The organism is Mesorhizobium sp. M0340, assembly GCF_040321535.1.
Taxonomy (GTDB): domain Bacteria; phylum Pseudomonadota; class Alphaproteobacteria; order Rhizobiales; family Rhizobiaceae; genus Mesorhizobium.
In genome coordinates, this window is record NZ_JAMYRR010000030.1 from 24,475 (window position 1) to 44,458 (window position 19,984).

At 62.2% G+C, this 19,984-nt stretch carries 25 protein-coding genes and 1 tRNA gene; 20 read left to right on the forward strand and 6 right to left on the reverse strand.

Annotation, left to right across the window (positions count from 1 at the left end; translation table 11 throughout):
• The first annotated feature begins 2 nt into the window (after positions 1–2).
• The 9 genes from ribD (at position 3) to NKI79_RS28845 (ending at position 8,099) form a co-directional block, all read left to right on the forward strand.
• Entirely contained in the window at positions 3–1,133 is a 1,131-nt protein-coding gene (gene ribD / locus NKI79_RS28805) for a bifunctional diaminohydroxyphosphoribosylaminopyrimidine deaminase/5-amino-6-(5-phosphoribosylamino)uracil reductase RibD (protein ID WP_352806436.1), read from the forward strand.
• 30 nt (positions 1,134–1,163) lie between these two features.
• The gene (locus NKI79_RS28810; RefSeq protein ID WP_352506507.1) at positions 1,164–1,781 is read left to right on the forward strand and encodes a riboflavin synthase; all 618 of its coding nucleotides are present in this window, start codon (positions 1,164–1,166) and stop codon (positions 1,779–1,781) included.
• Positions 1,782–1,911: 130 nt separating this feature from the next.
• Entirely contained in the window at positions 1,912–2,406 is a 495-nt protein-coding gene (gene ribH / locus NKI79_RS28815) for a 6,7-dimethyl-8-ribityllumazine synthase (protein ID WP_352477165.1), read from the forward strand.
• Positions 2,403–2,903 (forward strand): transcription antitermination factor NusB, encoded by a 501-nt coding sequence (nusB, locus tag NKI79_RS28820; RefSeq protein ID WP_352506505.1) that lies wholly within the window; start codon positions 2,403–2,405, stop codon positions 2,901–2,903. The genes ribH and nusB overlap by 4 nt, the downstream gene beginning before the upstream one ends.
• Entirely contained in the window at positions 2,900–4,117 is a 1,218-nt protein-coding gene (locus NKI79_RS28825) for an MFS transporter (RefSeq protein ID WP_352806439.1), read from the forward strand. The genes nusB and NKI79_RS28825 overlap by 4 nt, the downstream gene beginning before the upstream one ends.
• Positions 4,118–4,273: 156 nt before the next feature.
• Positions 4,274–5,185, forward strand: coding sequence for a glycine betaine ABC transporter substrate-binding protein OsmF (gene osmF / locus NKI79_RS28830; protein WP_352477167.1), 912 nt, complete (start codon positions 4,274–4,276; stop codon positions 5,183–5,185).
• Between the two features lie 42 nt (positions 5,186–5,227).
• Positions 5,228–6,403, forward strand: coding sequence for an ABC transporter permease (locus tag NKI79_RS28835; protein WP_352806441.1), 1,176 nt, complete (start codon positions 5,228–5,230; stop codon positions 6,401–6,403).
• Positions 6,400–7,338 (forward strand): ABC transporter ATP-binding protein, encoded by a 939-nt coding sequence (locus tag NKI79_RS28840; protein ID WP_352477168.1) that lies wholly within the window; start codon positions 6,400–6,402, stop codon positions 7,336–7,338. Before NKI79_RS28835 ends, NKI79_RS28840 begins: the two co-directional genes overlap by 4 nt.
• A complete protein-coding gene (locus NKI79_RS28845; RefSeq protein WP_352477169.1) occupies positions 7,335–8,099 on the forward strand; it encodes an ABC transporter permease in 765 nt (254 codons plus the stop codon). Before NKI79_RS28840 ends, NKI79_RS28845 begins: the two co-directional genes overlap by 4 nt.
• 24 nt (positions 8,100–8,123) lie before the next feature.
• On the opposite strand, the gene NKI79_RS28850 is transcribed toward NKI79_RS28845, so the two are convergent.
• Complete coding sequence (locus NKI79_RS28850; protein WP_352806446.1) at positions 8,124–8,357, reverse strand: hypothetical protein; 234 nt, start codon at positions 8,355–8,357, stop codon at positions 8,124–8,126.
• 79 nt (positions 8,358–8,436) lie between these two features.
• Between NKI79_RS28850 and NKI79_RS28855 the strand changes: the two genes are divergently transcribed.
• Both NKI79_RS28855 and NKI79_RS28860 read left to right on the forward strand, forming a co-directional pair.
• On the forward strand, positions 8,437–8,937 hold the full coding sequence (locus NKI79_RS28855) for a DUF2165 family protein (protein WP_352806448.1): 501 nt from the start codon (positions 8,437–8,439) through the stop codon (positions 8,935–8,937).
• A gap of 253 nt (positions 8,938–9,190) precedes the next feature.
• On the forward strand, positions 9,191–11,332 hold the full coding sequence (locus NKI79_RS28860) for a sodium-translocating pyrophosphatase (protein WP_352649987.1): 2,142 nt from the start codon (positions 9,191–9,193) through the stop codon (positions 11,330–11,332).
• A 128-nt stretch (positions 11,333–11,460) separates the two neighbouring features.
• Here the strand turns inward: NKI79_RS28860 and NKI79_RS28865 are convergent, their stop codons facing one another.
• The gene (locus NKI79_RS28865) at positions 11,461–11,994 is read right to left on the reverse strand and encodes an outer membrane protein assembly factor BamE (RefSeq protein ID WP_352477172.1); all 534 of its coding nucleotides are present in this window, start codon (positions 11,992–11,994) and stop codon (positions 11,461–11,463) included.
• A 114-nt stretch (positions 11,995–12,108) separates the two neighbouring features.
• Between NKI79_RS28865 and NKI79_RS28870 the strand changes: the two genes are divergently transcribed.
• The 7 genes from NKI79_RS28870 (at position 12,109) to NKI79_RS28900 (ending at position 17,029) form a co-directional block, all read left to right on the forward strand.
• A complete protein-coding gene (locus NKI79_RS28870) occupies positions 12,109–12,648 on the forward strand; it encodes a ubiquinol-cytochrome C chaperone family protein (protein WP_352477173.1) in 540 nt (179 codons plus the stop codon).
• A 41-nt stretch (positions 12,649–12,689) separates the two neighbouring features.
• Entirely contained in the window at positions 12,690–13,238 is a 549-nt protein-coding gene (locus tag NKI79_RS28875; RefSeq protein WP_352477174.1) for a YceD family protein, read from the forward strand.
• Between the two features lie 123 nt (positions 13,239–13,361).
• Positions 13,362–14,432 carry a phosphate acyltransferase PlsX gene (gene plsX, locus NKI79_RS28880; RefSeq protein ID WP_352806452.1) on the forward strand — a complete coding sequence of 357 codons (1,071 nt, stop codon included), beginning with the start codon at positions 13,362–13,364 and terminating at the stop codon, positions 14,430–14,432.
• A gap of 9 nt (positions 14,433–14,441) precedes the next feature.
• Positions 14,442–15,413 carry a beta-ketoacyl-ACP synthase III gene (locus tag NKI79_RS28885; RefSeq protein WP_352477176.1) on the forward strand — a complete coding sequence of 324 codons (972 nt, stop codon included), beginning with the start codon at positions 14,442–14,444 and terminating at the stop codon, positions 15,411–15,413.
• Between the two features lie 104 nt (positions 15,414–15,517).
• Positions 15,518–15,841 (forward strand): integration host factor subunit alpha, encoded by a 324-nt coding sequence (locus NKI79_RS28890; protein ID WP_023717292.1) that lies wholly within the window; start codon positions 15,518–15,520, stop codon positions 15,839–15,841.
• 244 nt (positions 15,842–16,085) lie between these two features.
• Positions 16,086–16,628, forward strand: coding sequence for a MerR family transcriptional regulator (locus NKI79_RS28895; RefSeq protein WP_254817568.1), 543 nt, complete (start codon positions 16,086–16,088; stop codon positions 16,626–16,628).
• A 59-nt stretch (positions 16,629–16,687) separates the two neighbouring features.
• A complete protein-coding gene (locus NKI79_RS28900; RefSeq protein WP_352806454.1) occupies positions 16,688–17,029 on the forward strand; it encodes a hypothetical protein in 342 nt (113 codons plus the stop codon).
• 126 nt (positions 17,030–17,155) lie between these two features.
• On the opposite strand, the gene NKI79_RS28905 is transcribed toward NKI79_RS28900, so the two are convergent.
• Positions 17,156–17,350: a hypothetical protein gene (locus tag NKI79_RS28905; RefSeq protein ID WP_352806457.1), complete on the reverse strand. Its 195-nt coding sequence runs from the start codon at positions 17,348–17,350 to the stop codon at positions 17,156–17,158.
• 317 nt (positions 17,351–17,667) lie between these two features.
• Here NKI79_RS28905 and NKI79_RS28910 point away from each other — a divergent pair, with 317 nt between their 5' ends.
• Positions 17,668–17,946: a helix-turn-helix domain-containing protein gene (locus NKI79_RS28910; RefSeq protein ID WP_023674515.1), complete on the forward strand. Its 279-nt coding sequence runs from the start codon at positions 17,668–17,670 to the stop codon at positions 17,944–17,946.
• Positions 17,947–18,065: 119 nt separating this feature from the next.
• Positions 18,066–18,524: a YbaK/EbsC family protein gene (locus NKI79_RS28915; RefSeq protein WP_352449319.1), complete on the forward strand. Its 459-nt coding sequence runs from the start codon at positions 18,066–18,068 to the stop codon at positions 18,522–18,524.
• 38 nt (positions 18,525–18,562) lie between these two features.
• Here NKI79_RS28915 and NKI79_RS28920 read toward each other — a convergent pair whose 3' ends face one another.
• The 3 genes from NKI79_RS28920 to NKI79_RS28930 form a co-directional block, all read right to left on the reverse strand.
• Positions 18,563–18,754 carry a hypothetical protein gene (locus NKI79_RS28920; protein ID WP_352506491.1) on the reverse strand — a complete coding sequence of 64 codons (192 nt, stop codon included), beginning with the start codon at positions 18,752–18,754 and terminating at the stop codon, positions 18,563–18,565.
• Positions 18,755–18,875: 121 nt separating this feature from the next.
• Positions 18,876–19,070, reverse strand: a complete 195-nt coding sequence (locus NKI79_RS28925) for a hypothetical protein (RefSeq protein ID WP_254817574.1) — start codon at positions 19,068–19,070, stop codon at positions 18,876–18,878.
• A gap of 821 nt (positions 19,071–19,891) precedes the next feature.
• A tRNA-Pro gene (locus NKI79_RS28930) sits at positions 19,892–19,968 on the reverse strand.
• Positions 19,969–19,984 lie beyond the last annotated feature (16 nt).

Below are 19,984 nucleotides of genomic sequence, written 5' to 3' on the forward strand. Positions count from 1 at the left end.
GCATGGCAGGGTCCGAACGCAGCACGGCTGAGCAAGAGCTCCTCGATCGCCGCTATATGGCGGCAGCCCTCAGGCTGTCGCGCAAGAATGCCGGCCGGACCTCGACCAATCCTTCCGTCGGCACGCTGATCGTGCGTGATGACGGCAACGGGCCGATGATCGTCGGCAGTGGCGTCACCGCCGTCGGCGGCCGGCCGCATGCCGAGACCGAGGCTTTGGCAGAGGCCGGCGAACTGGCGCGCGGCGCCACCGCCTATGTAACGCTGGAGCCCTGCGCCCATCACGGCCGCACGCCGCCTTGCGCCAATGCGCTGGTCAGTGCCGGCGTGGCGCGTGTGGTCGGCGCTGCCAGCGATCCAGACCCGCGTGTTTCCGGCAAGGGCTATGCAATCTTGCGTGCCGCTGGGGTCGAGGTGGTGGAAAAAGTGCTGGCGGCCGACGCCGCGGAGCAGATGGCCGGCTATTTGATTCGATCTCTGAAAAAACGCCCGGAAGTGATTCTGAAGCTTGCGCTTTCAAGCGACAACAAGATCGGCGTGAGAGGCGAGGGACAGGTCTCCATCACCGGCGATATCGCCCGGCGCGAAGTCTATCTGATGCGGGCCGAAGCCGATGGTATATTGATCGGCATCGGCACGGCACTGGAGGACGATCCGGCGCTGACGGTTAGGCTTCCGGGACTGGAGAGCCGTTCGCCGGCGCGCATCGTGCTCGACCGTCAGATCAGGCTAGCCGAGACTTCGAAACTGGTCGCCGGCGTCGACCGTGTGCCGCTCTATCTCGCTGCCTGCGCCGAGGCCGATCCGCACCGGCGCGCCGCGCTCGAACGCGTCGGCGTTCGCTTCATCGGCACTGAGACGTATGAAGGCGATATTGCGCTGCCGGAACTGCTCGAGGATCTGGCGGCGCTCGGCATGGCCAGCCTCCTGGTCGAGGGCGGCGCCAGGGTGGCCAAGGCGTTCCTCGATGAAAAACTGGTTGATCGTATCGTGCTGTTCCAGGGGCCGGACGCGATCGGCGAAGGCGGCATTGTATCGCCAATCGATGCCAACAATATCCCGCCGGGATTTCGCAAATTGCGCAGCATGCGTTTCGGCGAAGACACATATGCGGAATGGATAAGAGACATCTAGGACCGAACTGATGTTCATGGGGCCAAACTAATGTTCACCGGAATCGTCACCGATGTCGGCACCGTCGCTGCCGTGAAGCCGCTCAGGGAAGGCGTCGGTTTGCGTATCGACACCGCCTACGATCCGCAGACCATTGCCATCGGCGCTTCGATTTCCTGTGGCGGCGTCTGTCTGACGGTAACGGGACTGCCGGAAGACGGCGCCAACGCACGGTGGTTCGAGGTCGAGGCCTGGGAAGAAGCACTCAGACTGACGACAGCTATGGCCTGGAAATCCGGCACGAGGATCAATCTGGAGCGGGCGCTGAAGATCGGCGACGAACTCGGTGGCCACATTGTATCAGGCCATGTCGATGGCATGGCCGAGATCGTGGCCCGCAAGGAGGAGGGTGACGCCGTGCGCTTTACCCTGGAAGCACCGCGCGGGCTTGCCAAATTCATCGCCCCCAAGGGTTCCGTCGCACTCGACGGCACTTCGCTCACCGTCAACAAGGTCGAAGGCACCCGCTTCGACGTGCTGTTGATCCATCATTCGCTGACCGTCACCACCTGGGGCGAACGCCAGGTCGGCGACTGGGTCAATCTCGAGATCGACACCATGGCCCGCTACGCCGCGCGGCTGATGGAGGCGGCGAAGGAGGGGCTTTGAGGCGGTCGTCCATAAAGCCCATTCCCTGATGCGACCGCCACCGGGTTGGCCTTGAAAGTTCCTTCGGCAATCTTCCGCTTGCGATCAAACCGGCTTCGGCCTAAGTCACCGGCGATCCCCGGAGACATCTATGGCAGGCACATCCCAACACGGCAAAGCGTTCATCCGTCCGAAGAAGAAGGCACACCTTCTTGTCATCGAGGCGCGCTTTCACGACGACCTTGCCGACGCGCTGCTCGAAGGCGCGACCAGCGCGCTCGACGAAGCGGGCGCGACATACGATGTCGTCACCGTTCCTGGCTCGCTCGAAATCCCCGCCGTGATTTCCTTCGCGCTCGACGGTGCCTCCGAAGGCGGGACGAACTATGACGGTTTCGTCGCCCTCGGCACAGTCATCCGCGGCGACACCTATCATTTCGAGATCGTCGCCAATGAATCCAGCCGTGCCCTGATGGACCTGTCCGTGCAGGATTCGGTCTGTATCGGCAACGGCATCCTGACCACCGAAAACGACGAACAGGCGTGGACACGGGCCAGGCGTTCGGAAGGCGACAAGGGCGGCTTTGCGGCGCGCGCGGCGCTGACCATGATCGCTCTAAAGGAACAGCTGGGAGAGCGAACGTGAGCGAACCCGCTTCGCCCGGCCAGCCTGCGGTTCGCCATGCGAACAAGCGCGGCGCAGCCCGTCTGGCCGCTGTACAGGCGCTCTATCAGATGGACGTCGCCGGCAGCGGCGTGTTTGAGATCACCGCCGAATACGAGGCGTTCAGGCTCGGAAAGGAAGTCGACGGCGCGCTCTATCGCGAAGCCGATGCGCAATGGTTTCGCGCTATTCTTGCAGGCGTCGTCGAGCACCAGAAGACCATCGATCCGATCATCCGACAAGCACTGACCGAGGACTGGCCTCTATCGAGGCTCGATTCCACATTGCGCGCCATATTGCGCGCCGGCGTCTACGAGCTGATGCAGCGCGAGGACGTGCCGGTGGCGGTCATCGTCTCCGAGTATGTCGACATCGCCAAGGCATTTTACGAGGACGACGAGCCGAAACTGGTCAATGCCGTGCTTGATCGCGTGTCGCGCCGGGTGCGCGGCGAGGGCCGCGGCAAGGACGCCTCATGACTGCCGTCGTCGCCGTTGAGGCGGGCAAGGAAGCGCGTCGCACCGCCTTCATCCTCGCAGCCTCGCAGGCGATCATCGGCTCGGCCGCACCCATCGCCATTTCCATGGGCGGATTGGCCGGGCAGTATCTGCTCGACGCTGACAAGTCGCTGGCAACCGCGCCGATCACCGGCTTCAATGTCGGCGTGGCGCTCGGTTCCCTGCCGGCCGCGGCGATCATCCGCCGGCTCGGCCAGCGCGACGGCTTCATGACCGGAACGGCGGTGACAGCGCTTGGCGGCCTGATCGCCACGCTGGCGCTGTTTCATCCCAGCTTCTGGCTGTTCGCTTTCGGCTTGGCCGTGATCGGGATCGGGGGCGCCTTCGTCCAGCAATTCCGCTTTGCCGCCGCCGACAATGCTCCGCCTGAATTCAAGGCGCGTGCCATCTCCTTCGTGCTGGCCGGCGGCATCGTCACCGCCATACTCGGGCCGCAGATCGTCATCTTCACCGGCGATCTGTTCTCGCCGGTGAAGTTTGCCGGCTCGTTTGCGTCCATCCTGGTGCTGGCGGCGGTCGGCGCCGCCATTCTCTCTTTGTTGCGTATCCCAGCCAAGGCAACCGAGAAGGTGGAAATTTCCGACAGCGACGCCAGGCCGCTCTCAGAAATCGTCACTAGGCCACGCTTCGTCGCGGCGTTGTTTTGCGCCATCGGCAGCTACGCACTGATGAGCTTCGTGATGACCGGCGCGCCGCTGGCCATGGTCGGCTGCGGCCTTTCGACCGACGACGCCACGCTCGGCATTTCTTGGCACGTCATGGCGATGTTCGCGCCGAGCTTCTTCACGGGGTCGCTGATCCATCGTTTTGGCGCTGAACGGATCGTGGCCATCGGCCTGGTACTGCTCATTGGCTGCGGCATAGTCGCGCTGTCGGGGTTGGCACTGTGGCAGTTCTGGACGACGCTGATCCTGCTCGGCCTTGGCTGGAACTTCAGCTTCATCGGTGCCACCGCCATGGTGGCCGACAGCTACCAGCCATCCGAAAAAGGCAAGGTCCAGGGGTTCCACGATTTCGTCCTGTTCGGCTCCGTCGCCTTCGCCTCGCTGATGTCGGGCGCGGTCTACAATGCCTGGGGCTGGGAGATGCTGAACTGGATGATTTTCCCGGTCGTCGCGCTGTGCTTCGCGGCACTGGGCGTGTTGACGATGACGGGCTTGCGGGCGGCCAACTGACGTCACGCTGTCGGGACGTCGCGGCAGCGGATTCACTCTCGGAACAAAATTATTGCGCCCATCCCCCCTCTTATGAAACCGTGTACCCCGACGGGGCATCGAAGCCATGCTCATATGCGGCAGCCGTATTCCGGTTCACAGCAAGGGATTTGTGAGATGTTTTCAATCAAGGTTCTGGCCGGCGCTGTACTAGCGCTCGGAATCACGTTTGCCTCGGCGAGTGCCCAGGTGGTGGTGTCGTCGAAGATCGACACCGAGGGCGGCGTGCTCGGCAATATCATCCAACTGGTGCTAAACGCCAATAATATCCAGACCACCGACCGTATCCAGCTCGGCGGCACGCCCGTGGTCCGCAAGGCGATTACAGCCGGCGAGATCGACATCTATCCGGAATACACCGGCAACGCCGCCTTCTTCTTCGAGAAGGCCGACGATCCGGTGTGGAAAGACGCCGCCAAGGCCTACGAGACTGCCAAGAAGCTCGACTACGACGCCAACAAGATCGTCTGGCTGTCACCGTCACCGGCCAATAACACCTGGGCGATCGCCCTGCGCAAGGAGGTCGCCGATACCAATAAGCTCGTCACCCTTTCCGACTTCGGCAAATATGTCTCGGGCGGCGGCAAGGTGGTGCTGGCGGCCTCAGCCGAGTTCGTCAATTCGGCGGCCGCGCTGCCCGCTTTCCAGAAGACCTATGGCTTCACGCTGAAGCCGGACCAGTTGATCACGTTGTCGGGCGGCGACACCGCGGCGACCATTGCCGCTGCGGCCAACCAGACCAACGGCGCCAACGCCGCCATGGTCTACGGCACAGACGGCGGCATCGCGCCCTCCGGCCTCGTCGTGCTTGAAGACGACAAGGGTGTGCAGCCGGTCTACCAGCCAGCGCCGATCATCCGCGAGGCGGTGCTGAAGGAGCATCCCGAAATCGAGACGCTGCTGAAGCCGGTCTTCGCCAAGCTCGATCTCGTCACGCTGCAGGAGTTGAATGGCCGCGTGCAGGTTGGCGGCGAGCCAGTCAAGGGCGTCGCTGAGGACTTTTTGAAAAAGAACGGCTTCCTGAAGTAAGGCGATTCCGGCGCTCCGCTTCAAGGTGCGCCGGATCGGCCGATGGGGGAGGGCGTGCGCATCCGGTTCGACAAGCTTGGCGTGGTCATCACGGCGATATCGGCCTATGCGGCTTTCGCGGCGCCATTCGCCACCTTCCGCGCCAATCGCATCGTACCCGGCGAGGCGCGCTCGATCCTCGAATCTTTGCCCGCGGCGGTCGGTCCGCTATTGATGGCGATTGTTGTCGCAGCGGCGCTCATTGCGCTGCTGAAAACGCCGCTTGCTCTGCGCCTCGCCGCCAGTGTGGCCGCACTTGCGGCGCTGGCGCTGCTGATCGGCGTTGCCGGCAGCTTCCTGACGCCCGCCGGCAACACCTTCGCCCGTATCTCGCCGGCTTCGGGCTTCTGGCTGCTTATCTTCGCCTTCACCCTCCTGCTCGCCGACGTGCTTACAAGACTGAACTTGTCGCCGCAGGCACGGGTCGGCGTGCTTGTTGTCGCCGCAGCGGCGATCGGCCTGCTGCTCGTCTCGGGAAGCTGGAACAGCCTGTCGATCCTCAAGGAATATTTCAATCGCTCCGATAGTTTTTGGGCGGAAGGCTCCAAGCACATTACGTTGGCGCTGGGTTCACTGGCGGCTGCGGTGATTATCGGCCTGCCGCTCGGCATCCTCTGCCATCGCGTCGAGAAATTGCGGGCCGGCGTGCTCAACGTGCTGAACATCATCCAGACCATTCCTTCGATCGCGCTGTTCGGCCTCTTGATCGCGCCGCTCGGCTGGGTCGCTTCGCATGTGCCGGGTGTTGCTGCGCTCGGCATTCGCGGCATCGGCACAGCGCCGGCTTTCGTCGCCCTGTTCCTCTATTCGCTGCTGCCGGTGGTGGCCAATACCGTGGCCGGCCTTGCCGGTGTGCCGCGTGCCGCCAACGACGCAGCGCGCGGCATGGGCATGACCGACCGCGAGCGGCTGTTCGGCGTCGAGTTTCCGCTCGCCTTCCCGGTGATCCTCACCGGCATCCGCATCGTGCTGGTGCAGAATATCGGCCTCGCCACGATTGCCGCGTTGATCGGCGGCGGCGGCTTTGGCGTGTTCGTGTTCCAGGGCGTCGGTCAGACGGCGATGGACCTGGTGCTGCTCGGCGCCGTGCCGACGGTGGCGCTGGCCTTCGCCGCCGCCATCATCCTCGATGCAGTGATCGAAATGAGCGCCACCAAGCGCAGGGTTGAAACGGCATGATCGAGATCGAAGGCATCACCAAGCGCTACGGCGAGACGACAGTCGTCAACGACGTGTCGATGGTAATCGAGCCGCGCAGCATCGCCGTCATCGTCGGCACCTCCGGCTCCGGCAAGACGACGCTGCTTCGCATGATAAACCGGCTGGTCGAGCCGACATCGGGCGTGATCAAGCTCGACGGCGTCGACAACCGCTCGGTGCCGGATTATGAGCTGCGCCGCAGCATAGGCTATGCCATCCAGGGCCACGGCCTGTTTCCGCATCGCACGGTGGCGCAGAACATCGCCACTGTGCCGGTATTGCTCGGCTGGGACGCCAACCGCATCAAGGCCCGCGTCGACGAACTGATGACGCTATACCAGCTCGACCCGCAAGACTACGGGCCACGCTATCCGCACGAGCTTTCCGGCGGCCAGCAGCAGCGCGTCGGCGTCGCTCGGGCGCTTGCCGCGGAACCCAACGTGCTGTTGATGGATGAGCCGTTCGGGGCGCTCGATCCGATCATCCGCAACAAGGCGCAGGAGGATCTGCTGGCAATCCAGAAGCGCTTCGGCACCACCATCATCCTAGTCACCCATGACATGGAAGAGGCCGTTCACATGGGCGACAAGATCGCCGTGATGGACGGCGGCAAAGTGGTGCAATATGCCGAGCCGGCCGAAATACTGGCGAGACCCGCCAGCGCGTTTGTCGAAACCTTGGTAGGTGCCAGCGAAAAACCGTTCCGGCTGTTGTCGCTTGGCCGGGTCCGCGACGCGGTGGAAAACGGCACCGCCGAAGGCGAGGCGATCCCCGGTGACGCCAGCCAGCGCGACGCGCTCGCCGAACTCCTGTGGTCGGGCCGCCCTGCGCTGCCGGTGACAGATACCGACGGCAAGCCGCTTGGCCGCGTCACGGTGGACGGACTGGTTAAGCGCGCGGCGAGACCGGCATGAAAGAGGCTGGCTTAAAGGCTTGGCTTCCATCACTGCTCAGGCTTGCCCTGGTGGTGCTGCTTATCGCCTTCGTCACCAATCCCGGCTGGTTCGAACCGCTGCTGAAGCCGCTGACAGAGAACAATGCGCCGGTAATCTACAATCAGGGCAGCCTGTTGACGCTGACGCTGCTGCATCTGCGGACCGTGCTGATCGCGACGGTTGCCGCGACGATCGTTGCGGTCGCGCTCGCCATTCTGGTCACCAGGCCAGCCGGCGCCGAATTCCTGCCGCTGTCGCGCAGCCTGGTCAATATAGGCCAGACCTTTCCACCGGTAGCGGTGCTGGCGCTTGCCGTGCCGGCGGTCGGCTTCGGCGAAAAGCCGACGCTGATTGCGCTGTTTCTCTATGGCCTGCTGCCGATCTTCGAGAACGCGCTGACCGGCCTGACCACGCTGCCGGCCAACGTCGTCGAGGCGGCGCGTGGCGCCGGCATGACTGGCTGGCAAAGGCTGGTCAAGGTCGAGCTGCCGCTCAGCGCGCCGATCATTCTCGGCGGTATCCGGCTATCGGTGGTGATCAGCCTTGCCACCGCGACCATCGGCTCGACAGTCGCGGCGAGGACATTGGGCGAGGTGATCATCGCCGGCCTACTGTCGAACAACCTCGCCTTCATCCTGCAGGGCGGCCTGATCGTCGCCGCCCTTGCCGTACTGATCTATGACGGGCTGTCGGCGATCGAGCGCTACACAGCGCGGCGCATGGGACGCGAGGCGGAGTAAGCCTCCGAGCGAGCTTCGTTCCGTTCAGCGGCCGATCGAACGCGCCGGATGATCAAGCGTCAGTTCGAGCGCCATACCCGTCCCGCTGGCGATCCAGCGGCGGCGGGTGACGGCGAAATCATGCTGTGTACCGGCTCTAACCACAGAGACCAAGTCGCCCACAGCGCAATCACTATCGAGATCGAGGGCTTCGACAGTCTCGGCAATGTCTTGCTTGCCGGCATAATGTCTTGCAATGGCTGTGAGTACGATGATCACTGGGCCACCCGTTGCGCGATCTTCGGGACTCGGCGATTGATGAGTGCGATGCCCCGATCTTTCAGCAGGAGTTCTTGCCATGACCGCGCGTTTCTCCAAGATCGTCATGTGTTTGTGTCTGGCGGCTGTCGCCTTCCTCGTCGCCTTTGGCAACATCACCGATTACGGCTCAAACTTCGCCTTTGTCCAGCATGTGCTGAGCATGGACACGACCTTTCCCGGCAACGCACTGATGTACCGCTCGATCACCAACCCGGCCTTGTGGACGGCAGGCTACTGGCTGATCATCCTTGGCGAGGCGCTGACCTGCCTGCTCTACCTGATCGCCGCCTGGCAACTTTGGCAGGCGCGCAACGCCAGCGGACAGGCTTTCAACGATGCCAAGAAGTTCGCCATCATTGCCGCCACAATGGGCTTTCTCGTTTGGTGTTTCGGTTTCATGGTCGTTGGCGGCGAGTGGTTTGCCATGTGGCAGTCTTCGACATGGAACGGTCAGGAGGCGGCGTTCAAATTCTACATGACCATGCTGGTGGTGCTGGTCTTCGTCGTCCAGCCGGATGGCGACCCGCGCAAAGCTTGACGGCCCTTCGTCGATTTCAATCGATCTAACCGGATGGCGGTGTCGACAGGCGCACTGCCGTCCAGCCTTTTGGACGAAACCCGGGATCTTTTGGGCGAAAGCCGGACAAGAACCGAACAATATCTTGACGTTCCGAGCCCTGTTTCGCATAAGCCGCTGCGAAGGGACGGATTCCGGTTGCGGAAAATTCGTCCCCTGTCTCAACGGCCCGGGGAGGGGTTCTTTTGGGCCACCAATCGAGGAAAATTCGGCAATGACCATAATTTCAGCTGTCATCGCCTGCGGTCTGCTTTCAGTCCTTTACGCCATCTGGGCGACACGTTCGGTTCTCGCGGCCGATCAGGGCAATGCACGCATGCAGGAAATTTCCGCGGCCATCCGCGAAGGCGCGCAGGCTTATCTGGCGCGCCAGTACACCACCATCGCCATCGTCGGCGTCGTGGTCCTGCTGCTCGCCTGGTGGCTGCTTTCGATTACCGCCGCCATCGGCTTCCTGATCGGCGCCGTTCTGTCGGGTGCCGCTGGCTTCATCGGCATGCACGTCTCGGTGCGGGCCAATGTGCGCACCGCGCAGGCGGCTTCCAACAGCCTCGCTGCCGGCCTCGAGATCGCCTTCAAGTCGGGCGCCATCACTGGCATGCTGGTTGCTGGCCTGGCCCTTCTCGGCGTCTCCATCTACTACCTGATCCTGACCCAGTTCATGGGTCTGCAGCCAAACGATCGCGTCGTCATCGACTCGCTTGTTTCGCTCGGCTTCGGCGCCTCGCTTATCTCGATCTTCGCCCGTCTCGGCGGCGGCATCTTCACTAAAGGCGCCGACGTCGGCGGGGATCTCGTCGGCAAGGTTGAAGCCGGCATTCCCGAAGACGATCCACGCAATCCGGCCACCATTGCCGACAATGTCGGCGACAATGTCGGCGATTGCGCCGGCATGGCGGCCGACCTGTTCGAGACCTATGCAGTGACTGTGGTCGCCACGATGGTCCTGGCCGCCATCTTCTTCGGTGGCACCGCCGTTCTCGGCGCGGCCATGCTCTATCCGCTGGCCATCTGCGGCGCCTGCATCCTCACCTCGATCGTCGGCACCTTCTTCGTCAAGCTTGGTTCCAGCGGCTCGATCATGGGCGCGCTCTACAAGGGCCTGATCGTCACCGGGCTGCTGTCAATTGTCGGCCTTGCCGTAGCCACTTCGGCATGTATCGGCTGGGGGGAGATCGGCACCGTCGCCGGCATGGCTATTACCGGCACGAACCTGTTCATCTGCGGTCTTGTCGGCCTTGCGGTGACCGGCCTCATCGTGGTGATCACCGAATATTATACCGGCACCAACAAGCGTCCGGTGAACTCCATCGCCCAGGCCTCGGTCACCGGTCACGGCACCAACGTCATCCAGGGCCTCGCGGTCTCGCTGGAAGCGACGGCGTTGCCGGCGATCGTCATCGTCGGCGGCATCATCTCGACGTACCAGCTTGCCGGCCTCTACGGCACGGCGATCGCGGTGACGACGATGCTCGGCCTCGCCGGCATGATCGTCGCGCTCGATGCCTTCGGCCCGGTTACAGACAATGCCGGTGGCATTGCCGAAATGGCCGGCCTGCCCAAGGAAGTGCGCCAGTCAACCGACGCGCTCGACGCGGTCGGCAACACCACCAAGGCGGTAACCAAGGGCTACGCTATCGGCTCGGCCGGCCTCGGCGCGCTGGTGCTGTTCGCGGCCTACTCCAACGACCTGAAGTTCTTTGCCGCCAGTGGCGACAAATACCCCTACTTCCAGGGTATGGGCGACGTCTCCTTCGACCTCTCCAATCCTTACGTCGTCGCCGGCCTGATCTTCGGCGGCCTGATCCCGTATCTGTTCGGCGGCATCGCCATGACCGCCGTCGGCCGCGCCGCGGGCGCTATCGTCCAGGAGGTGCGCAAGCAGTTCCGCGAGGATCCGGGCATCATGGCCGGCACCTCGAAGCCGAACTATGCGCGCGCCGTCGACCTTCTGACCAAGGCAGCGATCCGGGAGATGATCGTTCCGTCATTGTTGCCGGTGCTGGCGCCGCTGGTCGTCTATTTCGGCGTCCTCCTGATCTCCGGTTCGAAGGCATCCGCCTTTGCCGCCCTCGGTGCCTCGCTGCTCGGTGTCATCGTCAACGGCCTTTTCGTTGCCATTTCGATGACCTCCGGCGGTGGTGCCTGGGACAACGCCAAGAAGTCGTTCGAAGATGGTTTTGTCGACAAGGACGGCGTCAAGCATATGAAGGGCTCCGAAGCGCACAAGGCTTCGGTGACCGGCGATACGGTCGGCGACCCCTACAAGGATACTGCCGGCCCGGCGGTCAACCCGGCGATCAAGATCACCAACATCGTCGCGCTGCTGTTGCTGGCCGTTCTCGCGCACGGCTAAGCTCGGTCGCTACGACCTTAAGACAAAAACCCGCGGGATCGCTCCCGCGGGTTTTTCATTGCCTGAGATGTGCCGCTTCCGGGGAGGGAAGTAAAAGGAAAGAAGGAGCCGACCTCCGCCGGAATGGATCAGGTGCCGCCGAGCGTGCTGCCGCCGCCGCCGCCGGGAATACCGGGCGCCAGCTTGCTGGCGCCATTTATGATCTGGCTGAGGAAGTTCTGGTCCTTGCCGCCGGTCGGCGTGGTGCGCGAGATGAAGTCGAACACTTTGCCGTCCTTCAACCCGTAATTGGCTATCTGCGTGACGCGCCCGTCATCGCCGAAATAGACTGCCAGTACATGCTGGTCGACCAGCCGCGGCTTGTCGAAGGCGACGTAGCGCTTGCGCGTCTGCGAAATGTAATAAAAGGCCTCGTTGTCGAAGGTCGCTTTCGTCGAGGGAGTGCCGAGCGCCAGCAGCACCTGTTCGCGGCTTGAGCCGACCGGCACCAGGTCGATCGCCTGCTGGTCGATGACGTAGCCTTGCGTCAGCGTCTCGCTCGGATTGAGATCGCCGATCATCTTGGACGAATTGCAGGCGGAAAGCGCCGCAGCGATCACCAGTAGCGAAACCGCACCGGCGGGCCTGGGCAGGAAAGTCGACTTGAATTTCAGCGCGCGCAACTACAACTCCATAAGCTGGCCGCAACTTGCGCTGGGCCGCAAAACCGGTAAACCAGCTTGCTTGCCGATGCAACAAGGCCACTTCAACAAACGGTCCCGGGAGACCACCCTCAAATGTTCCAGCGCCTCTTTGGCCGCGAACGACATGCCAACCGCGCCATCACCGAGGCGCTTTACGCACAAATCGTGGCGGCGGCGCGGCAAACGGTGTTTTATTCCGCCTGGAACGTGCCGGACACGCCGCTCGGCCGCTTCGAGATGCTGTCGTTGCACATGTTCCTGTTCCAGCACCGGTTGCGCGGCGAGGGTGGTGCGGCGGCAGAGGTTGCGCAGGTGCTGATCGACGAGTTCTTCATGGATGTCGAACATTCGTTGCGGGAATTGGGCATTGGCGACGTCGGCGTGCCGAAGCGCATGCGGAAACTGGCGAAGATGTTCTACGGCCGCACCGCCGCCTATGACGATGCACTGCAACGAAATGACCATGATGCACTTACCGGCGCCCTTGCCCGCAATGTCAGGCCCGATGCCGGCGCCTGGCCGCAAGCGTCGCAACTGGCACTCTATGCCGCCGATGCATCCAGGCAACTCACGGAACAGCCGACCGAATCGATCGTTTCCGGCACGGTGGTATTTCCCGTGGCCAACGCTTGAGCGGCGGCAGGCCGAATGAAGATGGCGAAGTGGAGGCGAACATGAAACGTCCTGATATCCACAGCCCAGTGTCATTCCGGGCAAATGTCGCTCGGCTGCCGCAAAAGGGGCTGCCGGTGGTGATCGATGCTGACGCCGGGCAGCGCGCCCTGCTGGCCGCCGAGCACGAACTGCTTTCGGTAGAAAACTATCGCGCCGAACTCCTGGTCGAGCCCTGGAAGCGCAACGGGGTGAAAGTCAGCGGCCATGTCGAGGCCGATGTAACGCAGGCCTGCATCGTCACCCTCGACCCGGTCAAGGCGCATATCGACGAGCCGGTCGAAGCGCTGTTCCTGCCGGAGCAATCCAAGCTCGGCCGGCAAGGTTTCGACGGCGGCGGTGAGATCCTACTCGACGCCGAAGGGCCGGACAGCCCGGAGACCTTTTCCGGCGACGCCATCGACGTCGGAGCGCTTGCCGAACAGTTCTTTGGCTTGGCGATCGATCCCTATCCGCGCAAGCCCGGTGTGTCGCTGGAGGCCGCCGGCGATGCCGAGCCTGTGGAGAATGAGTTCCAGCAAAAGCTCAGATCACTGTTGGGAAAATCCTGATAGCTGATCCAATTTGAGAAAAGTTGGTTGTGCGGCAGCCCAAAACCGTTATTTTCGCCGAACCTTCGCGAGCCCCGTACCTTGGCAAGCCCGCTGGCCAAGCAACCGTGAGATGAACACCGCGTGATCAGGATTTCCATCGATGCCATGGGCGGCGATCACGGGCCAAGCGTGGTCATCCCGGCGCTCATGACTGTCGCCACCCGCCGTCCGGACATACGCTTCGTCATTTATGGGCGCGAAGAAGTGGTACGGCCCGAACTCGCCAAATTCCCCAAGCTGGCGGACGTGAGCGAGTTCATCCACTGCGAGATCGCAGTCCGGATGGACGACAAGCCGAGCCAGGCGCTGCGCCATGGTCGCTGGAAATCATCGATGTGGAAGGCCGTCGAGGCGGTCAAGGCAGGCACTGCCGACGCCTGCATCTCAGCCGGCAATACCGGCGCGCTGATGGCAATGGCCAGGTTCTGCCTTCGCACCATGGCGACCATCGATCGCCCGGCAATCGCGGCGCTCTGGCCGACATTGCGCGGCGAAAGCGTGGTGCTGGACGTCGGCGCCACTATCGGCGCAGATGCGCATCAACTGGTTGATTTTGCCATTCTGGGCACCGGCATGGCGCGCTCGGTTTTCGGCATTGAACGGCCTAGCGTCGGCCTGCTCAATGTCGGCGTCGAGGAGATCAAGGGTCAGGAGGAGGTCAAGGAGGCGGGACGCATGCTTCGCGAGGCCAACATGGCCTCGATGAACTACCATGGCTTTGTCGAGGGTGACGATATCGGCAAGGGCAGTGTCGACGTCGTCGTTACCGAAGGATTTGCCGGCAACATCGCGCTGAAGACGGCGGAAGGCACGGTCAGGCAGATCGCCGGGTATCTGCGCGCGGCGATGAACCGCACGCTGATGGCCAGGATCGGCTATATCTTCGCGAAGACCGCCTTCAATCGCCTGCGCGAGAAGATGGATGTCGGCCGCTCCAATGGCGGCGTCTTCCTCGGGTTGAACGGCATCGTGGTGAAAAGCCATGGCGGGGCTGATTCGGATGGCTTTGCGGCGGCGATCGAGCTTGGCTACGACATGGTACGCAACAATCTGCTTGACCGCATCGAAGCCGATCTCGACCTGTTCCATGCCCGCAATCCGAATGCCCAGACAATCCGGAAATCCGACGTCGTCATCGACGCAAAGGAATAGGAAAGAGCATTGATCAGATCAGTCGTGCGCGGCACGGGCGCCGCGCTGCCCCGCCGCATTATGAAGAATGCCGATTTCGAAGGCATGGTCGAGACGTCGGACGAGTGGATCGTCCAGCGCACCGGTATTCGCCAGCGCCACATCGCGGCCGATGACGAGACGACGGCCTCGCTGGGCGAGGCGGCGGCGCGCGCAGCCCTCGACAGCGCCGGCCTGATGGCGGACGACATCGACCTGATCGTGCTGGCGACCTCGACGCCCAACAACACCTTTCCCGCGACCGCGGTCGAGATCCAGAACCGCCTCGGCATGCACCACGGTTTTGCCTTCGACCTGCAGGCGGTTTGCTCCGGCTTCGTCTATGCAGTGACGACCGCCGACCTCTATATCCGCGGCGGCTTGGCCAGACGGGTGCTGGTGATCGGCTCGGAAACATTTTCGCGCATTCTCGACTGGAACGACCGCTCGACCTGCGTTTTGTTCGGCGACGGCGCCGGCGCGATGGTGCTGGAAGCAGGCACGGGAGCAGGCGGCATCGCCGACCGAGGCGTTCTGGCGGCCAGCCTGCGCTCCGACGGCATCCACAAGGACAAGCTTTTTGTCGACGGTGGGCCGTCGACCACCGGAACGGTCGGGCACCTCAGGATGGAAGGCCGCGAAGTGTTCAAGCATGCGGTCGGCATGATCACCGACGTTATCGAGGCGACGTTCGCACAGGCCGGCATCAGCGCCGCCGATCTCGACTGGTTCGTGCCGCATCAAGCCAATAAACGAATTATTGACGCTTCGGCCAAAAAGCTCGGGATAGAGGAGCGGAAGGTGGTCGTGACCGTCGATCTGCACGGTAATACCTCCGCTGCTTCGGTGCCGCTGGCACTGTCCGCGGCCGTCGCCGACGGTCGCATCAAAAAGGGTGACCTGGTACTGCTTGAGGCGATGGGCGGCGGCTTCACCTGGGGCGCCGTCCTGCTCCGCTGGTAAGTGCCGAACTATCGGGTTCGGGTCCTTGACCTTGACGGATCAATTACTTAGGTTCTGCCGTTGCTTGTATCGATTTATGTTTTTGAGCTGATGGGACGGTTCGTATGGGGGGAAAGACACTTACGCGCGCCGACCTCGCCGAAGCCGTTTACCGCAAGGTTGGGCTGTCGCGTACTGAATCGGCCGAGCTTGTCGAGGCGGTGCTGAATGAGATCTGCGAGGCGATCGTTCGCGGCGAGACGGTGAAGCTGTCGTCCTTCGCGACCTTCCACGTGCGCTCCAAAAACGAGCGCATCGGGCGCAATCCCAAGACCGGTGAGGAAGTACCGATCCTGCCGCGCCGGGTGATGACCTTCAAGTCGTCGAATGTGCTGAAGAACCGTATCCTGCGCTCCCATCAAAACAGCAAAGCCAAGGGCAGCAAGTAGACGCCCGATCCACTTTGCCGAGAATCATGCTCCAGGCTTCGGTTGAAAAACGAGCCCTGCTTTTGCGCCGGGCTTGAATATTGTTTCATAAACCGCTGAAATAAGATGCGATTCGGTAGGCCGGATCGGTATTTGGGTGTGATCCGTTCCGGCGGGACGGAAAGCTGCTTTCTTTGTTAAGCGTGATGTCCCCCGAACCCGGTTCCCGCCTTTCGCGATCATGCTCTAGCGTGAGGATTCGTCCATGGACAAGAGCCCTGATGCTTTCCGCACCATCAGCGAGGTCGCGGAGGATCTGGATTTGCCGCAGCACGTGCTGCGCTTCTGGGAGACGCGTTTCAACCAGATCAAGCCGATGAAGCGCGGCGGCGGCCGCCGCTACTACCGTCCGCAGGACGTCGAACTGATCAAGGGTATTCGCCATATGCTCTACGATCAGGGCTATACGATCAAGGGCGTGCAGAAGCTGTTGCGCGAGAACGGCAACCAGTTTCTGATCGCCGTCGGCAATGGCGACATGGCGGCGGTCGAGGCGATCTCGCAGCGCCGACAGGCCGACACGGTACCGCTGACGCAAGCGGCGCAGCCGCGCGGCCCGGACGACGAAATGCTGGTCGGCCAGCCGAGGGTGAAACCCAGCCGTCGTTTTTTCGGCATCGGCAAGACCGACGAGGAAGGTCCGGTTCCGCCGGACACGTCAAAACTTTCCCGTGACAATCGCGCATTGCTGCAGGAGGCGCTGTTCGACCTCCTGGAATGCAAGCGCCTGCTCGATCAAGTTCGCTAGACCGGAACGGTCTTCAGGGTCATGCGTTAGGCTTCCTTCTGCAGAGAAGGAAGCACGTCATGACATCGCTTTCGAGCATCTCCGACACCGATCTGAACAAGCAGGTCGCGGCCCTGACCAGGGAACTGGCCACCTTGAAGAAAGCCGTGTTAAAGCGGGGCGGCGCCTTTTACGATGACGGGCGCGATACCGCATCGGATTATTATTCGGATATCACTGAGCGCCTCGGCGACGCCTTGCCGGCAATCAGAAGGCAAGGCCGGGCGATCGAGAAGACCGCCCGAGATCACCCGGCGACGGCGGCCGCTGTCGGACTGGTTGTGGTCGGGCTCGTCGCCAGTCTGTTCCTCGGCGGCCGGCAGCAACAAGCACCGCGGGCGCGTTCAAGATCGGCACGTTGAGATAAGCAAATGGCGGCGGTCAGCGGACCGCCGCCATTTTTCGCCGACACGGCAAACCCGGCAAGCGAGCCGCCCTTGATCCAGGACCAGAACGCCTGCTTGCGGGTTGTTCGCCCGAGGGTGTTTTCAGTACTTCCTCGCCACAACCTTCTTGTGATGGTGGCGGTAGTGGTGGTGGACGCGGTGATGGTAGTGATGGCGGTGATGCTTCTTGACGGTGGTGTGCATCGTCGTTGCATTCGCGCTGGTTGCGCCGATGATCGGCATCGAGAGAGCAAGTGCGATTGCAAGTCCAAGGGCGGAGAGAAGAGGCTTCTTCATGACATCGTTTCCTTTTTGCGCAGGCGGAATTTAAGCGTCACCGATTCAGGTCGGTGACCCGATCGGTGCGGTTGGGACTATCGCCTTGAAGTTTTTCGGCAGTTTTTCCGGCCTGTAGAATTTTGTTTCCGAACCGTGTCTGCCGATGATCCGGCCAGATGTCGGCGCACCGGCATCCGCCATTGATTTCGGCGTCGGTTCACGATGCCGTGACGCTATCTTTGATGCTTGGCAAATCACCGACGAGCGGGCATTCTCCCGATCGTCTCAGGCAACAACATGATTTGATCTAACTCTTTCATCCCACGGAGTTGCCAATGCCCCAAATAGCAAAACGCGAACCTTACTCCGAACTGGCGGCGAGCGCGGTTACGCCTGAACGCAGCGCCGTCCGAACCGCCCGGGAAGCCCGTGGATACAGCATCGAAGAGCTGTCCCTGGCGTGCGGGCTGGCAGCCTATGAGATTGCCGACATTGAAAGCGGCAAGGACGCCGATCCCTCGAAACGTCGGCGTATTGCCTCCGCGCTTCAACTTCCGGAAAGCGCTCTGTTTGACGAAGCCGTGTTGCCTGCCAAAAGGCGATCCGTGTCGTAGCGACGTGTCATGCTTTTATTCCACGAGCTCGCCATGGGTCGCCCTGGCGGGCTTCGTTTTTTCGGCCACTTAGTGGACTTGCCGGCCGCTACGGCGACGCCAGACGGAAATTGTCGGAGATGAGCCTCGAATCCGTTCGCGCCTTTTTCGCCGCACACGCGCCCGACATCGACGTTATCGTCACGGAGGCAAGCTCGGCGACAGTGCCTCTGGCCGCCGAAGCGCATGGCGTAGCGCCAGCGCAGATCGCCAAGACGATCTGCTTGCGCGCCGGCGACCAGACGATGCTGATCGTGGCCAGCGGGATCTCCAGGCTGGACAATCGCAAATTCAAGGACCGGTTCGGCGGCAAGGCGCGAATGCTGGATGCCGAACAGGTGCTCGCCGCAACCGATCATCCCGTCGGCGGGGTGTGCCCGTTCGGCCTACCGGCGCCGCTCCCGGTCTACTGCGACATCTCGCTACGCGCCTTTGACGAGGTCGTCCCGGCGGCAGGCGCGACGAATGCCGCCGTACGGCTCAGCCCACAACGCCTGGCCGAACTCGTCGACGCCGAGTGGGTGGATGTGTGCCAGTAGCCGTTTATCCGGGTCGTGGGATCCGCTGAGCGTTACCGCTACTCGGTCTTCTGTGGCTCTTCTTTCTTGATCGTCTGAGCGTCCGTGGCAGTCGACATATCGGCCTTCTCGACGCTCGCTGTCGTCTGCGTGTCGACCGATGCCTGGACCTTTGAATGCGCGGGGCAATCCGCAGAGGCAACTGATATGGACATGGTCAGTGCCGCGGCTATTGCGAGGAATGTCTTCATGATCATTCTCCTCGTTCGTTCGATGGACAAAGTTAGCCCGTCTGGCACCAGCGGCCAAATCACATTTGTTCACACGCTGGCCCAGTAATTCAAACGGCTGCCCGGATAGCCGCTTGCCGTATCAAAGCCCACTGGCTCCGGCCGGAGGATTTTTGGCGTTAAAGATCTCGCCGCTCAGAGCCAGTCTCAGGTCTTCGGCGCTGAGCTGACCACTTTCGAACAAATCCATCACCCTGCGGCCGAGCACTTCTCTGCCTGGATCGCCGTCAGCGAGGCCTAGTTCACGGCATCGGGCATCAAGTGCCTTGGTCAACATGGTCAGCTCGGCAGGACAGGCAACCCCTTGAAGCGACATTGCATCTCTCCCCTAAGGGCGAAAGCGCGTGGCATCTTCGTAGCGTCCGCTCGCCCTTACAACTGCGGACGACGGCAATTCAAATAAAGCCAACCTTTTTCGAACTCAACATTCAAACGTACCAAAACGCCGCGCGCTCCAATGCCAGGATCCTGCTACAATACGGCATGGCCGTCCGAATAGCGGTTATCCTCGCGCTTCTCTTCGCCTTCGCCTACGGTTTCGCAAAACTCGCGGAACATTATGGCAGAGTTGGCCACAGGCCCTCTCCGTGTGAAGAATTGCCCTATCCTGATTGTCCTGATCAAAAAGCTCTTCCCCGGGAAGAGACTGAGCCTTGAGCGCGCCTGTTCAGGCCAGGCCAGGCCAGCCATCGGGGTTGAATTAGTTCTTTCCAACCGACGGTTGGTGGACGCATTGCAGCTGATGGGCCTAGGGTTCACTACGATCCGCGCGCACCGGGTATGCCCAAACCCCCGAGTCACCCCTGCCTGATGCAAGGCGCCTGATCGAGTCCCGCCGTTCTGGCATGTGCGGCGGGACCTTTTCTTATTGAAGCTGGAATACGGCTCACGGTTGGCGTACGCAGCAAAGCTTATCTACCTATTACCGCTCGGTTCTCGGTGGGCTTCTGGCTAGACGCCCTCTGTGCCTCACGCACGAGTGATGCGTGATCGATTCTTCGATGAGATCACGCGCCTGCGTACGTTGCGCTGGCTGCAGTGCGGCTATTGTCTGTACAGCCAGTTTGGGGGAAAACTGGCTAAGCCTTTGGATTTTAATGGTCGGAGTGGCCGGATTCGAACCGACGACCCCTTGACCCCCAGTCAAGTGCGCTACCGGGCTGCGCTACACTCCGGACCGGTCGCGATGTA

Excerpts from the sequence above, each read along its gene's own strand:
- ribD (WP_352806436.1), top strand. The coding sequence starts at position 3 with ATGGCAGGGTCCGAACGCAGCACGGCTGAGCAAGAGCTCCTCGATCGC.
- NKI79_RS28810 (WP_352506507.1), top strand. The coding sequence starts at position 1,164 with ATGTTCACCGGAATCGTCACCGATGTCGGCACCGTCGCTGCCGTGAAG.
- ribH (WP_352477165.1), top strand. The coding sequence starts at position 1,912 with ATGGCAGGCACATCCCAACACGGCAAAGCGTTCATCCGTCCGAAGAAG.
- NKI79_RS28825 (WP_352806439.1), top strand. The coding sequence starts at position 2,900 with ATGACTGCCGTCGTCGCCGTTGAGGCGGGCAAGGAAGCGCGTCGCACC.
- osmF (WP_352477167.1), top strand. The coding sequence starts at position 4,274 with ATGTTTTCAATCAAGGTTCTGGCCGGCGCTGTACTAGCGCTCGGAATC.
- NKI79_RS28835 (WP_352806441.1), top strand. The coding sequence starts at position 5,228 with ATGGGGGAGGGCGTGCGCATCCGGTTCGACAAGCTTGGCGTGGTCATC.
- NKI79_RS28840 (WP_352477168.1), top strand. The coding sequence starts at position 6,400 with ATGATCGAGATCGAAGGCATCACCAAGCGCTACGGCGAGACGACAGTC.
- NKI79_RS28845 (WP_352477169.1), top strand. The coding sequence starts at position 7,335 with ATGAAAGAGGCTGGCTTAAAGGCTTGGCTTCCATCACTGCTCAGGCTT.
- NKI79_RS28855 (WP_352806448.1), top strand. The coding sequence starts at position 8,437 with ATGACCGCGCGTTTCTCCAAGATCGTCATGTGTTTGTGTCTGGCGGCT.
- NKI79_RS28860 (WP_352649987.1), top strand. The coding sequence starts at position 9,191 with ATGACCATAATTTCAGCTGTCATCGCCTGCGGTCTGCTTTCAGTCCTT.
- NKI79_RS28870 (WP_352477173.1), top strand. The coding sequence starts at position 12,109 with ATGTTCCAGCGCCTCTTTGGCCGCGAACGACATGCCAACCGCGCCATC.
- NKI79_RS28875 (WP_352477174.1), top strand. The coding sequence starts at position 12,690 with ATGAAACGTCCTGATATCCACAGCCCAGTGTCATTCCGGGCAAATGTC.
- NKI79_RS28890 (WP_023717292.1), top strand. The coding sequence starts at position 15,518 with ATGGGGGGAAAGACACTTACGCGCGCCGACCTCGCCGAAGCCGTTTAC.
- NKI79_RS28895 (WP_254817568.1), top strand. The coding sequence starts at position 16,086 with ATGGACAAGAGCCCTGATGCTTTCCGCACCATCAGCGAGGTCGCGGAG.
- NKI79_RS28900 (WP_352806454.1), top strand. The coding sequence starts at position 16,688 with ATGACATCGCTTTCGAGCATCTCCGACACCGATCTGAACAAGCAGGTC.
- NKI79_RS28905 (WP_352806457.1), bottom strand. The coding sequence starts at position 17,350 with ATGAAGAAGCCTCTTCTCTCCGCCCTTGGACTTGCAATCGCACTTGCT.
- NKI79_RS28910 (WP_023674515.1), top strand. The coding sequence starts at position 17,668 with ATGCCCCAAATAGCAAAACGCGAACCTTACTCCGAACTGGCGGCGAGC.
- NKI79_RS28915 (WP_352449319.1), top strand. The coding sequence starts at position 18,066 with ATGAGCCTCGAATCCGTTCGCGCCTTTTTCGCCGCACACGCGCCCGAC.
- NKI79_RS28920 (WP_352506491.1), bottom strand. The coding sequence starts at position 18,754 with ATGAAGACATTCCTCGCAATAGCCGCGGCACTGACCATGTCCATATCA.
- NKI79_RS28925 (WP_254817574.1), bottom strand. The coding sequence starts at position 19,070 with ATGTTGACCAAGGCACTTGATGCCCGATGCCGTGAACTAGGCCTCGCT.